The organism is Reyranella sp. (assembly GCF_965249915.1).
GTDB lineage: Bacteria > Pseudomonadota > Alphaproteobacteria > Reyranellales > Reyranellaceae > Reyranella.
Window position 1 is genome coordinate 112684 of record NZ_OZ252257.1, and the last position, 15139, is coordinate 127822.

Consider the following 15139-nt stretch of genomic DNA (forward strand, 5'->3'; position numbering starts at 1 on the left):
AGTGAACGCCATTACGGCGAGTAGGGACTTGACCTGGATCAATGGTTGCAAGACCGGCACCGGTGACGTGGGATTTTCTTACGGAAAGCCGTTCCGCATCTCGGCGCGGACACTCGCCAGTCGATTTATCGGCGCTTGTCCCGAACGGGCTCGTGGCTAAACTCCGGCCAAATCGAAAATGCCTCCACGGGAGGGGAACATGGATCTCGCTTTCACGCCTGAAGAACAGAAATTTGCCGACGAAGTGCGCACCTTCGTGCGCGCCAACCTGCCGGCCGACGTGCGCGACAAGGTGAAGAACGGCAAGCACCTGATCCGCGACGACTACATGCGCTGGCAGCAGGCGCTCGGGAAGAAGGGCTGGCTGGTCTACACTTGGCCGAAGAAGCATGGCGGCCCGGGCTTCACGCCGGCCCAGCGCTACATCTTCGAGAATATCTGCGCCGAGGAGTATGCGCCGGGTATCATCCCGTTCGGCACCAAGATGGTCGGCCCGGTGATCTACACGTTCGGCACCGAGGCGCAGAAGGAGAAGTATCTCCCGGCGATCCGCGAGAGCACAGTGTGGTGGTGCCAGGGCTATTCCGAGCCGGGCTCGGGCTCCGATCTCGCCAGCCTCCGCACCAAGGCGGAGAAGGACGGCGACCATTACATCGTGAACGGGTCGAAGACCTGGAACACGATGGGTCACTGGGCCGACTGGATCTTCTGCCTCGTCCGCACCGATCCGAAGTCCAAGCCGCAGGAAGGCATTTCGTTCCTGCTGATCGACATGAAGACGCCGGGCATCACGGTGAAGCCGATCATCATGGCCGATGGCGGCCACGAGGTGAACGAGGTCTTCTTCGACAATGTCAGGGTCCCGGTCGAGAACCTGGTCGGCAAGGAGAACGAGGGCTGGACCTGCGCCAAGTTCCTGTTGGCCAACGAGCGGCTGGGCATCGCGGCGGTGCCGCAGTCCAAGCGCGGAGTCGAGGCGCTCAAGGACATCGCCCGCGCCGAGCAGGACAATGGCCGCCCGCTGATCGAGAATCAGTCCTTCGCCGAGAAGATCGCGGATCTCGAGATCCAGGTGACGGCGCTGGAATTCACCGAGCTGCGCGTGCTGTCGCAGATGGCGCAGGGCGGCCAGCCCGGTGCCGAAGTGTCGGGCCTGAAGATCCGCGGCTCGGAGATCCAGCAGCGCATCACCGAACTCACGATGGAAGCGGTCGGCGAATATTCCGCCCCGTACCTGCCGGGCCTGCTGTGGCAGGGCACCAACGAGGAGCCGGTCGGTCCCGACTATGCCCACCTCGCCGCGCCGCGCTACTTCAACACGCGCAAGACCACGATCTACGGCGGCAGCAACGAGATCCAGAAGGGGATCATCTCAAAGATGGTCCTGGGACTGTGATCGGGTTGCCACAATGCGTGATCCGGACCGACAGCGAGCGTAGCGCGCCGCAGCCGACGAGCCTCTCTTGCAGCGCCCGTCGACATTCCGATCCCGTCCTCAAGCCGTCGCATCGCTGCAAAGGAGCAAACGCTTAATGGCCATTTCTCTCTATGACCTCAGCGTCGTGTCATTCCTGCAGGTTCTGGGCGGCGTCGAAGGCTTCCTCGCCAAGGGCCTTGCCCATTGCAAAGAGAAGGGCCTCGATCCCAACGAGATCGTCGAGACCAGGCTGTTTCCCGACATGGCGCCGTTCCGCTTCCAGGTCGTATCCGCGGCGCACCATTCCGCCGGCGGCGTGAAGGGCGCGATGGCCGGCGCCTTCTCCCCGCCCAAGCCCGCCGGTGAGGACTATGCCGGCCTGCAGAAGCTGGTGAGCGACGCGAAGGCCGCGCTCGAGGCGATCAAGCCCGACGAGGTGAACGGCATCGAGGGCAAGGACGTGATCTTCTCGGTCGGCGACCGCAAGATCCCCTTCAAGGCGGAGGGCTTCCTGATGTCGTTCTCGCTGCCGAATTTCTATTTCCATGCCACGACGGCGTACGACATCCTGCGCCAGAAGGGTGTGCCGCTGGGCAAGCGCGACTTTCTCGGCAAGATGCGGATTGCGAGCTGACCTCGAAATGAACCTTACCCTCAGCCCTGAGCACCAGACCTTCGCCGACGAGGTGCGCGCGTTCGCGCGCGAGAACCTGTCGCCCGCGACCCGCGAGAAGACCTTCTCGGGCAAGCACTACGACCGCGACGACCACATCGTGTGGCAGAAGGCGCTCGGGAAGAAGGGCTGGCTCGCCTACACCTGGCCGAAGAAGTACGGCGGCCCGGGCTGGGACGTGACGCAGCGCTTCCTGTTCGAGAACGTGCTGGCGGAGGAGGGCGCGCCGCGCATCCTGCCGTTCGGCCCGAAGATGGTCGGCCCGGTGATCTACACGTTCGGCACCGAAGAGCAGAAGGAGCGCTTCCTGCCGGGCATCCGCAGCTCCGAAGTCTCGTGGTGCCAGGGCTATTCCGAGCCGGGCGCCGGCTCCGACCTCGCGAACCTGCGCACCCGCGCGGTGAGAGAAGGCGACCACTACATCGTCAACGGCCAGAAGACCTGGACCTCGTTCGCGCACTGGGGCGACTGGATCTTCTGCCTGGTGCGTACCAACACTGAGGCCAAGCCGCAGGAGGGCATCTCCTTCCTGCTGATCGACATGAAGACGCCGGGCGTGACCGTGCGGCCGATCATCATGACCGACGGCGCCCATCACGTGAACGACGTGTTCCTCGACAACGTGAAGGTCCCGGTCGAGAACCTGATCGGCAAGGAGAACGAGGGCTGGACCTGCGCCAAGTTCCTGCTGGCCAACGAGCGGCTGGGCATCGCCGAGGTCCCGTCCTCCAAGCGCGGCGTCTCGATGCTGCGCCAGATCGCCCGCATCGAGCCGCAGGACGGCGGCACCCTGGCTGACGATCCGGCCTTCACGGCGCAGATCGCCGACATCGACCTGCAGGTCCAGGCGCTGGAGATGAGCGAGCTGCGCGTGCTCTCGACCATGGCCCAGGGCGGGGCGCCCGGTCCCGAAGTCTCGACGCTCAAGGTGCGCGGCTCGGAGATCCAGCAGCGCATCGCCGAGCTCACCATGGAGGCGGTGGGCGAGTACGCCCAGCCCTACCAGCCCGGCATGCTGTTCCACGACACCAACGAAACGCCGATCGGGCCCGACCACGCCCCGCCGGCCGCGCCGCGCTATTTCAACATGCGCAAGACCAGCATCTACGGCGGCAGCACCGAGATTCAGAAGAACATCGTCTCGAAGATGGTGCTGGGCCTCTGACGGGGGCTATAACCGCATCCAAGAATTCCGGAGGAGAAACATGGATCTGTCCCTTTCCGACGAACAGAAGCAGCTGCAGGAATCGGCCGAGCGCTTCGCACGAGAGAAGTACACGTTCGAGAACCGCCGCAAGATCGTGGCGACCGAGCGTGGCTGGCTGCCGGAGAACTGGGCGCAGTTCGCCGAGCTGGGCTGGCTCGGCATGGCCTTCTCCGAGGAGGATGGCGGCTACGGCGGCGGTCCGATCGAGACGATGATCGTCATGGAACAGTTCGGTAAGGGCCTGGTGCTCGAGCCGTTCCTGCCGACCGTGGTGCTGGGCGGCGGCATGATCGCCCGCGCGGGTTCCGCCGACCAGAAGGCCGCCCTGCTGGCGCCGATGATCGAGGGCAAGAAGCAGTTCGCCTTCGCCTGGCTGGAGCGCCAGAGCCGCTACAACCTGGCCGACGTGTCGCTCAAGGCGACCAAGGAAGGCAACGGCTGGTCGCTCTCGGGGCACAAGGGCGTCGTCTACAACGCGGCCTCCGCCGACGAGATCATCGTGCTGGCGCGCACCGCCGGCTCGGCGCGCGAGCCGAAGGGCCTGACGCTGTTCGTGGTCGACGCCAAGGCCAAGGGCCTGTCGCGCCGCGACTACCCGACCCAGGATGCGCTGCGCGCGTCCGAACTGACCTTCGACAAGGTCTCGGTCGGCGCCGACGCGGTGCTGGGCAAGGTCGATGACGCCTTCCCCGTCGTCGAGGAAGCCGTCGATCGCGCCATCGTCGCGCTCTGCGCCGAGGCCACCGGTTGCATGGACGCGATCAATGCGGCCACGCTCGAGTACATCAAGACCCGCAAGCAGTTCGGCGTGGCGATCGGCAAGTTCCAGGTGCTGCAGCACCGCATGGTCGACTGCTTCACCAACGCGCAGGAAGCGCGCTCGATGACCCTGATGGCCTCGCTCAAGATCGACGACAAGGATCCGACGGTGCGCGCCAAGGCCGCCTCGGGCGCCAAGGTCCAGATCGGCAAGTCGGGCAAGTTCTGCGGCCAGAGCGCGGTGCAGATGCACGGCGGCATGGGCGTGACGGACGAGATGGCGGTCAGCCACTACTTCAAGCGGCTGACGATGATCGACCTGATGTTCGGCAACCAGCAGCATCACCTGACGCGCTACAGCAACCTCGCGATGGCGGCTTAAGGCGCATTCACATGCGCCGGCGGGCGGCAGCGCCTTCGCGCGTTTTCGCCGAAGTAGGCGAAAACGCTGGGGCGCGGGAGCCCGCGCCTTGCAGAAAAAGTAAGGACGCGCCCCGGGAGCGGCGCGTTCATCGTTTATGAGTGCGATCGTCGACATCATCGTGCCGGTGTTCGGCATGGTGCTGGTCGGCTGGGTGATCGGCCGCAGCAAGCTCCTCAGTCCGGAGGGCTTGCGCGGCTTCACCGCCGTGACCTTCTACGCCCTGTTTCCCGCGCTGCTCTTCCGCTCCATGGCCAAGGTGCGGCTGGAGACACTCGAGCCGCAGGTGCTGCTCGCTTTCTTCAGCGGCGTGATGGTGCTCTACGGCATGCTCATGGTGCTCGGCCGGATGCAGGGGCTGCGGCTGGGCGACCGCGCCATGTTTGCGCTCAGCGGCTCCTTCTCCAACGGCGTCGGCATCGGCATTCCCTTCATCAGCTACGGCTTCGGCGAGCAGGGGCTGGTGCCGCTGCTGATGATCATCAGCGTCCACTCGCTGATCCTGCTCACCTTCACCTGCTTCCTGATGGAGATGGACGGCGCCGGCGGCGGTCGCGGCAAAGTGCTGAAGCGCCTGGGCGGAGCCGCCCTCTCGATGCTGAAGCACCCGGTGATCCCGGCGATCTTCGCGGGCCTGCTGTGGGGTGAGATCACGACGCACGTGCCCGGAATTGCAACGCCGGCGGTGATCGACCGCATCCTGCAGGCCCTTGCGGCGGCGGCCCCGCCCTGCGGCCTGATCATGGTCGGCGCCTCGCTTGCCCATGTCGGCCTGAAGGGCCACTGGCAGTCGGCGGCCGTGGCCTCGGTCTTCAAACTCGCCGTATTGCCCGTCCTGGTCTGGACGATCGGCCGCTACGTCTTTCCGCTCGATCCGCTGTGGCTCAACGTGGCCACCCTGAACGCCGCCCTTCCGGCCGGCGCCAATGTCTACCTGATCGCCCAGATGTACGGAGTGGGCGTCGGCCGCGCGACCAACGCCGTGGTGATCTCGACCGCCGCCAGCGTCCTCACGCTGTCCGTTGCACTGTTGTTGCTCGGGGTGCAGCCGCGGTAGGCTCGAAGATCGGAGGGTGGCCATGACGTACGAGACGGTTCAGGTGCGCGAACTCGAAGGCGGCTGCGGCGCCGAGGTTCTGGGGCTCGATCTCAAGTCGATGAGCAATCGCCAGTGGGACGAGGTGCAACGCGCCTTCGTGGAGCATGGCGTGATCTTCTTCCGCGACCAGGAACTGACGCCCGAGCAGCACATCGAATTCGCGCAGCGCTGGGGCCAGATCGACATCAACCGCTACTTCACGCCCGTCGCCGGCTATCCGCAGATCGCCGAGGTGCGCAAGGAGCCGCAGCAGCAGAAGAACATCGGCGAGCGCTGGCACACCGATCACACCTACGACCAGATCCCCGCCATGGGCTCGATCCTGGTGGCGCGCGAGCTGCCTTCGAAAGGCGGCGACACGCTGTTCTCCAACGTCTATCGCGCTTTCGAGACGCTGTCGGAAGGCCTCAAGCAGACGCTGCGCGGATTGAACGCCGTGCACTCCTCTGCGCACCGGTTCGGCGCCGCGGCGCGCAAGGCGAGCGGCAGCGACATCGTCTTCCACAATGCCGACAAGGTGGGCGACGTGCTGCACCCGGTGGTGATCCGCCATCCGCTGAGCGGCCGCGAGGCGCTCTACGTCAATCCGGACTTCACGCTGCATTTCGAGGGCTGGAGCGTCGAGGACAGCAACCCGCTGCTCGACTATCTCTATGCGCATGTCACGCGGGGCGACTTCACCAGTCGCTTCCAGTGGCGCGACGGCTCGATCGCCTTCTGGGACAACCGTGCGACCTGGCACAGCGCCCAGAACGACTATCAGGGTGAGCGGCGCCTGATGCACCGCATCACCGTCGCCGGCTGCGCATTGCAGGCGGCGACGGCTGCGTCGGTCTAGAAGTCTACTGCTTCAGTCGGATCGTCATGGCGGCGACGCCGGTCGCCAGGTTGTAGCCGGCGTCCTTCACGACGCCCGAGGCCAGCATGCCGATCTCGGCATTCGGCCCACCGTAGATCCAGTTGCCGCCGGCCTGGTTGCCGGCCGCGACCGTGCCCTGCTCGCCGACATAGGTGCCGCTCAGCTGGGTGGCGCCGCGATCCGAACCCAGCGAATAGACACGCCAGATCGTGTGCACGGCCTTGGTGTAGCCGATGTCGATGCCGACCTTGTCGATCGTGCCGGTGTACTGCGCCGTCGAGACGCCATCCTTGCCGAGGAACACGCAATCCAGCGGCTTGGCCGAACCCAGGATATAGCCCGTGCTGCCGCCGACGTTGCAGGTCAGCGAGCCGATGTAGATGCGGGAATTGGCATTGGTGGTGTTGAGCTGCTGTGCGCTCGACTGCTGCAGGCTGCAGGCACCGGTCGAGAGGGCGAGGGCGGCCAGGGCGGCCGTCATGACGACGTTCTTCATAGACACTCCTGTTGGGGAGGGCGGCTCGCAGGAGCGCCCGTCCGGGAGACAGCCACTAGCACGAGTCAGGCCGTGGCGCCCGTCATCACGGCTTCCTGATCCTCCGGGGAGTAGAAGAAGTCGCCGGGCCTGAAATCGTGGCCGAGGTCGCCCAGCAGGCGGCGCTGGCGCGGCGTGCAGCGGTCGAGGAGCGCCGCGTAGGGCCCGCTGAAATCGTAGGCCCGCATGAACATCTGGCAGTAGTTGTAGAGCAGCGTCTTGCGTGCCTTGCCGGAATGGTTGGGCGAGGGCCCGTGCCACAGCGCGTGCGGGAAGACGTAGGCATCGCCCGCCTTGCCCAGCAGCGGCACGGCGCCCGGCATGCCGGGATGCGGGATGCGCTCGGCGCGCTCCGGAAAGCTGCGCAGATGGCTGCCGGGGAAGACCGTGAAGTTGCCGCTGTCCGGCGCGGTCACGTCGGTCAGCAGATACATGACCTTCACCGCCAGCGGCCGGCTGGTCTCGCTGACGCGGATGGTTTTCTGGGCCTGCCCGCCGTCGGTATGGATGTAGCCCGGAAAGGTGTCGGTCGAGGCCCGCACGATCGCCTGGCTCATCGAGAACTGGATGTAGGGGCCCATCAGGTCGAGGATCAGGTCGAAGATCGCGGGCCGGTCGATCAGGTCGATGAAGGCCTGATGGTAGGGCAGCAGGTCGCGCCGATCCATGAACGCGTCCTTGTTCTGGTCGGGCAGCTTCCACGCATAGTGGCCGCGCGGTAGCTCTCCCGGCGCGGGCTCATAGCCCGGCTCGGTACGCACCTTGTCGTCGAGCAACTTCGAAAAGAAATCCACTTCGGCCGGGGACAGCGCGCCGTCGATCTGCAGGTAGCCGTCGACGGCCCACTGCTCGCGCTGTGCCTCGGTGAGTGTGCGCGTGGTGTTGGCCAGCATGCGTTCCTCCCTGGAAGCCTGCCGGGCAGCCTAGCGCGATCCGCTGCCCGTGTCGGCAGCGGCTTCTCGCCTGGCGGCCGAAGCCGCTCGAAGAGACCTTAGCGGGCGTCGCGCTTGGCCTGGGCGCGCGCGCCCTGCTTGCGGACGCTGCCGCGCACCGAGCCCGGCACGTGGTTCTCGACGGCGACGCGCGCCTTGCCGCGAACCACCTTGGCGGCTCCCTTGGCCTTCGCCGGCGGCTTCGCCGTCTTCGCCTTCTGCTTCAGCGCGAGCGCCTTCTTTGCGCTCTCGACCAGCGCGGCCTTCGCCTTGATCTCGCCGCGGCGCGCCGTCTCCGTCTCGAGGCGGGCGAGTGCCGCCGACAGGACCTCGAGCTTCACCATTGAGCCCTCGTCGGCCTTCGGCGGCGTCGCGCCGCGCGGGCGTGCCTTGCCGCGCATCTCGCGGCGCTGCCGGTCGGCCACCGTGCGCGCGCGGTCGCGGCGCGTACGCAGCCGCTTCACCAGCCGGTTGAGTTCGGAATCGGTCAGCGAGCGCGCGGCGCGCGCGCCCGACATCGCCACCAGCTCGCGCTCGCTCTCGGTGAGGGCGCGCAGTTCCTGCTTCTTCGTGATTGCCATGATTGGTCTCCTTGAAGGGGCACCCTCCTTGCCAATCAATTTCGCGCGCGTCTACCTCAGCGCCTGCCAAAGCAGCGCGACGCCGGACACGGCCATCACGATGTCGAGCATGTACTGGAAGGCCGCGACGCTCAGTCGTTCGACTATCAGGCGCGCCAGATAGGTGCCGGCCATCACCGAGGAGCCGGTGATCAATCCCTTCACCATGATGTCGGTGGGCAGCGCTCCGAAGGCCTGGAAGGTGACGGCCTTGCTGATGTAGAGCGCGAGCGAGCCTGCGGCTTCGGTGGCGATGAACGCGCCTTTGACGAGTCCGTGCGCGGCAAAGGCGGGCACGCTGAGCGGTCCGGTCGAGACCACGATGCCGGTCAGGAAGCCGATCACGATGCCGGCCACGATCATCCCGGGATAGCCCAGCACGATGTTGCGCCGGGCCAGCCAGCGGCGGCCCGGGATCATGGCGAGGAAGAAGACGCCCAGCGCCGTCTCGACCGTATTCTCGGGCAGCGCCAGCAAGGTGCGGGCGCCCAGTGCCGCGGCGGGGATGCCGCCGGCCGCATAGGCGGCGGCGGCGCGCCAGTCGATGTGGCGCCACCAGGCCGTGATCTTGGCGAAGTTCGACATCAGCGCGACCACCGCCATGATCGGCACGGCTTCACGGGGCCCGAAGACCATGACCAGCACCGGCAGCAGGATCACCGTGGCGCCGGTTCCGACGATGCCGCTGACCGTCCCGGCGATGAATCCGACGAACAGAACGAGGGCGTAGCTCAGCATCGTTGCGCTCTCGACCTCGCTCGCTTTCATGTTCCTCTCTCCCTAACGGAAGAGAGGAAAACGATCCCGCCTTAGTATCCGATGTTCGGCCGCAGCCACTTCTCCGCCTGCTCGATCGGGACGCCGCGGCGCTTCGCATAGTCCTCGACCTGGTCCTTGCCGATGCGGGCGACGCCGAAGTACTGCGCGTCGGGGTGGGCGAAGTAGTAACCCGAGACCGCCGAGGTCGGCATCATCGCGAAGCTCTCGGTGAGCTGGATGCCCGCGTTCTGGCCGGCATTCAGCAGCCGGAACAGTTCGGGCTTCTGGCTATGGTCGGGGCAGGCGGGATAACCCGGCGCCGGGCGGATGCCACGATACTTCTCGCGCACCAGCTCCTCGTTGGCGAGCGCCTCCTCAGGCGCGTAGCCCCAGAGGGTCTTGCGCACGCGCTCGTGCAGCCGCTCGGCAAAGGCTTCGGCCAGGCGATCGGCCAGTGCCTTCAGCAGGATGTCCGAATAGTCGTCATGGTCGGCCTTGAAGCGCGCGAGATGCTCCTCGATGCCATGGCCGGCGGTGACGGCGAAGCCGCCGATCCAGTCGGCCTCGGGCGAGACGAAGTCTGCCAGGCACATGTTGGCGCGGGGCGCCCGCTTCTCGATCTGCTGGCGCAGGAAGAAGAGGCGCGAGATTTCCTTGGTGCGCGTCTCGTCGCTGTAGAGGACCACGTCGTCGCCTTCGCGGCGGCACGGCCAGAAGGCCACCACGCCCTTGGCCGTCAGCCACTTCTCGCGCACGATCAGGTCGAGCATCTTGCGCGCGTCGGCGTAGAGCTTCCTGGCGCTGTCGCCGACCACGGGATCCTCGAGGATGGCCGGATAGTTGCCGGCCAGTTCCCAGGCGCGGAAGAACGGCGTCCAGTCGATGCGTTCGACCAGCTCGTGCAGCGGATACTCGGCAAAGACGCGCGTGCCGGTGATGGCCGGCTTGGGCGCCGTGTAGGCCTGCCAGTCGATCTTGAAGTCGTTGGCGCGCGCGGTCTCGAGCGGGATCACCTTCTCCTTGGTGCCGCCCGCGCGTTCCACGCGAATCGCCTCGTATTCGGCGGCGACCTTGATCGCGAAATCTTCCGCCTGCGAGCCCGACTCCGAGACCAGCGCCGAGCAGACGCCGACGGCGCGCGAGGCGTCGAGCACATGCACGGTCGTGCCGTTGTAGCGCGGCGCGATGCGAAGGGCCGTGTGGACCTTGGAGGTCGTGGCGCCGCCGATCAGCAGCGGCAGGTTCATGCCCTGCCGCGTCATCTCCTCGGCCACCGTGACCATCTCGTCGAGCGACGGCGTGATCAGGCCGCTAAGTCCGATGATGTCGGCCTTGTTGTCGTTGGCGCTCTTCAGGATGTCCTGGAACGGCACCATGACGCCGAGATCGATGACCTCGAAGTTGTTGCACTGCAGGACCACGCCGACGATGTTCTTGCCGATGTCGTGGACGTCGCCCTTGACCGTCGCCATGACGATCTTGCCCTTGGGCCGCGAGCCCGCCGTCTTCTGCGCCTCGATGTAGGGCAGGAGATGCGCCACCGCCTTCTTCATGACGCGCGCGCTCTTCACCACCTGGGGCAGGAACATCTTGCCGGCGCCGAACAGGTCGCCGACCACGTTCATGCCGGCCATCAGCGGGCCCTCGATCACCTCGATCGGCCGCGCGATCTGCAGCCGCGCCTCCTCGGTGTCGGCGACGACGAACTGGTCCATCCCCTTGACCAGTGCATGCTCCAGCCGCTTCTCGACCGGCCAGCTCCGCCACTCGGCATCCTGCGTCTCGGCGACCTCGCCGGTGCCCTTGTACTTGGGCGCCAGCTCGAGCAGCCGCTCGGTCGCGTTGGGATTGCGGTTGAGGATAACGTCCTCGCAGGCGTCGCGGAGTTCCTGCGGGATCTGGTCGTAGACCTCGAGCTGGCCGGCATTGACGATGCCCATGTCCATGCCCGCCTGGATGGCATGGTAGAGGAACACCGAGTGCATCGCCTTGCGCACCGGCTCGTTGCCGCGGAAGGCGAAGGACAGGTTGGAGACGCCGCCGGAAATCTTGGCGGCGGGGCAGCGCTTCTTGATCTCGCGCGTCGCCTCGATGAAGTCGACGCCGTAGTTGTTGTGCTCCTCGATGCCGGTCGCCACCGCGAAGACGTTGGGATCGAAGATGATGTCCTCGGCCGGGAAGCCCACCTGGTTCACCAGGATGTCGTAGGCGCGGGCGCAGATCTCGACCTTGCGCTCCTTGGTGTCGGCCTGGCCCTTTTCGTCGAAGGCCATGACCACGACCGCGGCGCCGTAGCGGCGGACCTTGCGGGCATGGGCGATGAACGGCTCGACGCCTTCCTTCATGGAGATCGAGTTCACGATCGGCTTGCCGGCGACGCACTTGAGGCCGGCCTCGATCACGCTCCACTTGGAGCTGTCGATCATGATCGGCACGCGGGCGATGTCGGGCTCGGCGGCGATCAGCTTCAGGAACGTGTCCATCGCCAGCTCGGCGTCGAGCAGGCCCTCGTCCATGTTGATGTCGATGATCTGCGCGCCGCTCTCGACCTGCTGGCGCGCGACCTCTATGGCGGCCGTGTAGTCGCCCTCGAGGATCAGCTTCTTGAACCGGGCCGACCCCGTGACGTTGGTGCGCTCGCCGATGTTGATGAACATCGCGCGCGGCGCCGGCTTGCTGTCGATATCGATATCCTGAGCCATTAGAAGAAACTCGCCGGTTCCATGCCACTGAGACGCAGCGCGGGTGGCAGGACATGCCAGGTGCGCGGCGTGATGCCTTTGACCGCCTCGGCGATCGCCTTGATGTGGGCGGGTGTCGTGCCGCAGCAGCCGCCGACCACATTGATCCAGCCGTTCTCGGCCCAGCCCTTGACCAGCTTGCCGGTCATTTCCGGCGGCTCGTCGTAGGCGCCGAGCTCGTTGGGCAGCCCGGCATTGGGATAGATGCACAGCATGCTGTCGACCTGCGGGTTCAGCGCCTGCACGTAGGGATGGAGCTCGGTCGCGCCGAAGCTGCAGTTCAGCCCCATGGTGATCGGCTTGGCATGCCGCACCGAATGCCAGAACGCCTCGACCGTCTGGCCCGAGAGGTTGCGGCCGGCCAGGTCGGTGAGCGTCATCGACACCATCACCGGAAGGACCTCGCCACGCGCCTCGCCCGCCTCGTCGACGGCGACGAGGGCGGCCTTGGCGTTCAGCGTATCGAACACGGTCTCGACCAGGATGAAGTCGACGCCACCGTCGAGCAGCCCGTCGATCTGCTCGCGGTACATGTCCTTCACCTCGTCGAAGGTGACGGCGCGGAAGCCGGGATCGCTGACCTTGGGCGACACCGACAGCGTCTTGTTGGTCGGCCCCAGCGCGCCCGCCACGAAGCGCGGCTTGGACGGATCGCGCGCCGTGGCGGCATCGGCGCAGGCGCGCGTGAGCTTCGCCGCGGCGACGTTGATCTCGTGCGCCATGCCGGTGATGCCGTAGTCGGACAGGCTGATCGAGTTCGAGTTGAACGTGTTGGTCGCCACGATGTCGGCGCCGGCGTCGAGATAGGCGTTGCAGATCTCGCCCACCACGTCGGGGCGCGTCAGGTTCAGGAGGTCGTTGTTGCCCTTCTGGTCGTGGTTGAAGGTACGGCCGCCGCGGAAGCCTTCCTCGTCGAGCTTGTAGCTCTGGATCATCGAGCCGTAGGGCCCGTCCTTGATCAGGATGCGCTGCGAGCCGATCTCGCGCAGCTGCTCGGCCTTTTCCTCACGGGTCATCGGGGGCGCACTCCCAGCAGGTGGCAGATCGCAAAGGTGAGATCGGCCCGGTTCAGCGTATAGAAATGGAACTGCTCCACGCCCTCGTCACGCAGGCGGCGGCACAGGTCGCCGGCCACGGTCGCGGCGATCATGCGGCGCGTCTCGAGATCGTCGTCGAGCCCGTCGAACATGTTGCAGAACCACGGCGGCACCTTGGAGCCGCAGAGGCCGGCGATGCGATTGACGGCCTGGAAGTTCGACACGGGCATGATGCCGGGCACGATCGGCACGTTGATGCCGGCCGCGGCCGCGCGGTCGCGGAAGCGCAGGAAATCCTCGGCCTCGAAGAAGAACTGGGTGATGCAGCGGTCGGCGCCGGCATCGACCTTGGCCTTCAGATTTTCGAGATCCGCCTTTTCGTCGGCCGAGGCGGGGTGCTTCTCGGGATAGCCCGCGACGCTGATCTGGAAGTCGCCGATCTTCTTGAGGCCCGCGACCAGAGCCGCCGCATTGGCATAGCCGCCGGGATGCGGCGTGTACTGGCCGCCCATGCCGCCCGGCGGGTCGCCGCGCAGGGCCACGATGTGACGGATGCCGGCATCCCAATAGGCGCGCGCGATGTCGTCGATCTCGCCCTGGGTGGCGGCGACGCAGGTGAGGTGCGCGGCGGCATCGATGCCGGTCTCGCTCTTGAGGCGCGCCACCGTGTCGTGGGTGCGCTGCCGCGTCGAGCCGCCGGCGCCGTAGGTCACCGAGAAGAACGAGGGATGGAGCGGGGTCAGGCGCTTCACCGTCTCCCACAGCGTCTGCTCGGCCGCATCGGTGCGAGGCGGCGAGAACTCGAACGAGACGGCGAGCCGCTGCGGCGCGCGGGCGGGAAATTCGGTCGCGCTCCCCGCGGAGCTAAGGGGACTGCCGATCGGACCGGTATCGGGGCTCATCGTGACTCTCCATGGGCGGAAACGGTGGCGGGCCGCGGGGCGGTGCGAGCCGGCAGCTCGCGTTCGCCGCGCCAGATGCCCGTCATCAGGCGGCGGCCGGGAAAGTGGATCGGTTCGAGCGGCGTGAGGCCGGCGCTGCGCAGCCAGCCCTGCACCTGATTGTCGGCGAAGCCCAGATGGACGTGGGCATGCTCGCGCTTCAGCTCGACCAGGTCGTGCGGGGAGAAATCGACCACGAGGACCGAGCCGCCCGGCTTCACGACGCGCGCGGCCTCGGCCAGCGCCGCGGCGGGATCGTCGGCATAGTGCAGCACGTGGTGGATGGTGACGACGTCGAAACTGTCGGACTCGAAGGGCAGCGCGTACATGTCGCCCTGGCGAATGTCGGCATTGTCGATGCCGGCGCGCGCCAGATTGGCGCGGGCCAGCGCCAGCATCTCGCGGCTCTGGTCGACGCCGATCGCCTGCTCGACCTTGGGAGCCAGCACCTCCAGCAGCCGTCCGGTGCCGGTGCCGACATCGAGCAGCCGGCGGGCGCCGAGCGGCAGGTGATGGCTGAGCGCCCGCTCGATTTCCTGGTCGGCGACGTGGAGCGCGCGCAGTTCGTCCCAGCGCTGGGCATTGTCGCGGAAGAAGCGGGCGGCCGCCGTTTGGCGGCGCTGCTGGACGGCGTCCAGCCGGGCCCTGTCGGTCGCGATCCGGGGGTGCTTGGGGTCGAGCCGGCGCACGAATTCGCGCACCAGGGCGGCGTCCTCGCCGCCGTTGGTCAGGCGGAACCGCGTGAACTGGGCCTCGCGGAAACGCTCCAGCAGGCCCGCCTCGACCAGCAGCTTCAGGTGCCGGGAAACGCGGGGCTGGCTCTGCCCCAGCACGTTCACATAGTCGCTGACGGTCAGGTCCTCGCGCGCCGCCAAGGCCAGGATGCGCAGCCGAGTGTCTTCGGCGGCGGCCCGCAGCAGGGTGAGAAGGTGCTCCATGAAGAGAATGATATAAGCATATCTTTATGTATGCAATAGGCGTGTGCGCGGATTCGGCCACTGAAACACAAGAAACCGAGCGGGGTGGTGACCGCGCCCGTAATCGCTTCAAACCACAGCGGCGGTGTGCAACACTGCGGTCCAATGCGACGAATGAACGTCGCGTCACGCTTTGTGGCCCGGCGTCCCGGGCCAGCGGGA

At 66.6% G+C, this 15139-nt stretch carries 12 protein-coding genes and 1 pseudogene; 6 read left to right on the plus strand and 7 right to left on the minus strand.

Annotated elements, in window-relative coordinates; translation table 11 throughout:
- The first annotated feature begins 199 nt into the window (after positions 1–199).
- From ACP15H_RS00530 to ACP15H_RS00555, 6 genes are all read left to right on the plus strand, one after another.
- Positions 200–1396: an acyl-CoA dehydrogenase family protein gene (locus ACP15H_RS00530; RefSeq protein ID WP_425064277.1), complete on the plus strand. Its 1197-nt coding sequence runs from the start codon at positions 200–202 to the stop codon at positions 1394–1396.
- 136 nt (positions 1397–1532) lie between these two features.
- Positions 1533–2051, plus strand: a complete 519-nt coding sequence (locus tag ACP15H_RS00535) for a DUF1993 domain-containing protein (protein ID WP_425064278.1) — start codon at positions 1533–1535, stop codon at positions 2049–2051.
- A gap of 7 nt (positions 2052–2058) precedes the next feature.
- Positions 2059–3255 (plus strand): acyl-CoA dehydrogenase family protein, encoded by a 1197-nt coding sequence (locus ACP15H_RS00540; protein WP_425064279.1) that lies wholly within the window; start codon positions 2059–2061, stop codon positions 3253–3255.
- Between the two features lie 40 nt (positions 3256–3295).
- Complete coding sequence (locus tag ACP15H_RS00545) at positions 3296–4438, plus strand: acyl-CoA dehydrogenase family protein (RefSeq protein WP_422030474.1); 1143 nt, start codon at positions 3296–3298, stop codon at positions 4436–4438.
- Positions 4439–4574: 136 nt separating this feature from the next.
- The gene (locus tag ACP15H_RS00550; RefSeq protein WP_425064280.1) at positions 4575–5534 is read left to right on the plus strand and encodes an AEC family transporter; all 960 of its coding nucleotides are present in this window, start codon (positions 4575–4577) and stop codon (positions 5532–5534) included.
- Between the two features lie 22 nt (positions 5535–5556).
- A complete protein-coding gene (locus ACP15H_RS00555; RefSeq protein WP_425064281.1) occupies positions 5557–6414 on the plus strand; it encodes a TauD/TfdA dioxygenase family protein in 858 nt (285 codons plus the stop codon).
- A gap of 4 nt (positions 6415–6418) precedes the next feature.
- Here the strand turns inward: ACP15H_RS00555 and ACP15H_RS00560 are convergent, their stop codons facing one another.
- The 7 genes and pseudogenes from ACP15H_RS00560 to ACP15H_RS00590 all read right to left on the minus strand — a co-directional run bounded on the left by ACP15H_RS00560 (position 6419) and on the right by ACP15H_RS00590 (position 14938).
- Entirely contained in the window at positions 6419–6931 is a 513-nt protein-coding gene (locus ACP15H_RS00560) for a DUF992 domain-containing protein (protein WP_425064282.1), read from the minus strand.
- Positions 6932–6996: 65 nt separating this feature from the next.
- Positions 6997–7863 (minus strand): phytanoyl-CoA dioxygenase family protein, encoded by an 867-nt coding sequence (locus ACP15H_RS00565; protein WP_425064283.1) that lies wholly within the window; start codon positions 7861–7863, stop codon positions 6997–6999.
- 98 nt (positions 7864–7961) lie between these two features.
- Positions 7962–8483, minus strand: coding sequence for a hypothetical protein (locus tag ACP15H_RS00570; protein ID WP_425064284.1), 522 nt, complete (start codon positions 8481–8483; stop codon positions 7962–7964).
- 51 nt (positions 8484–8534) lie between these two features.
- Entirely contained in the window at positions 8535–9257 is a 723-nt protein-coding gene (locus tag ACP15H_RS00575) for a sulfite exporter TauE/SafE family protein (RefSeq protein ID WP_425069847.1), read from the minus strand.
- 74 nt (positions 9258–9331) lie between these two features.
- Positions 9332–13038, minus strand: a pseudogene (gene metH, locus ACP15H_RS00580) (methionine synthase).
- Entirely contained in the window at positions 13035–13961 is a 927-nt protein-coding gene (metF, locus tag ACP15H_RS00585; protein ID WP_425064285.1) for a methylenetetrahydrofolate reductase [NAD(P)H], read from the minus strand. Before metF ends, metH begins: the two are co-directional and overlap by 4 nt.
- Positions 13958–14938, minus strand: a complete 981-nt coding sequence (locus ACP15H_RS00590; protein WP_425064286.1) for an ArsR/SmtB family transcription factor — start codon at positions 14936–14938, stop codon at positions 13958–13960. The genes metF and ACP15H_RS00590 overlap by 4 nt, the downstream gene beginning before the upstream one ends.
- Positions 14939–15139: the final 201 nt, after the last annotated feature.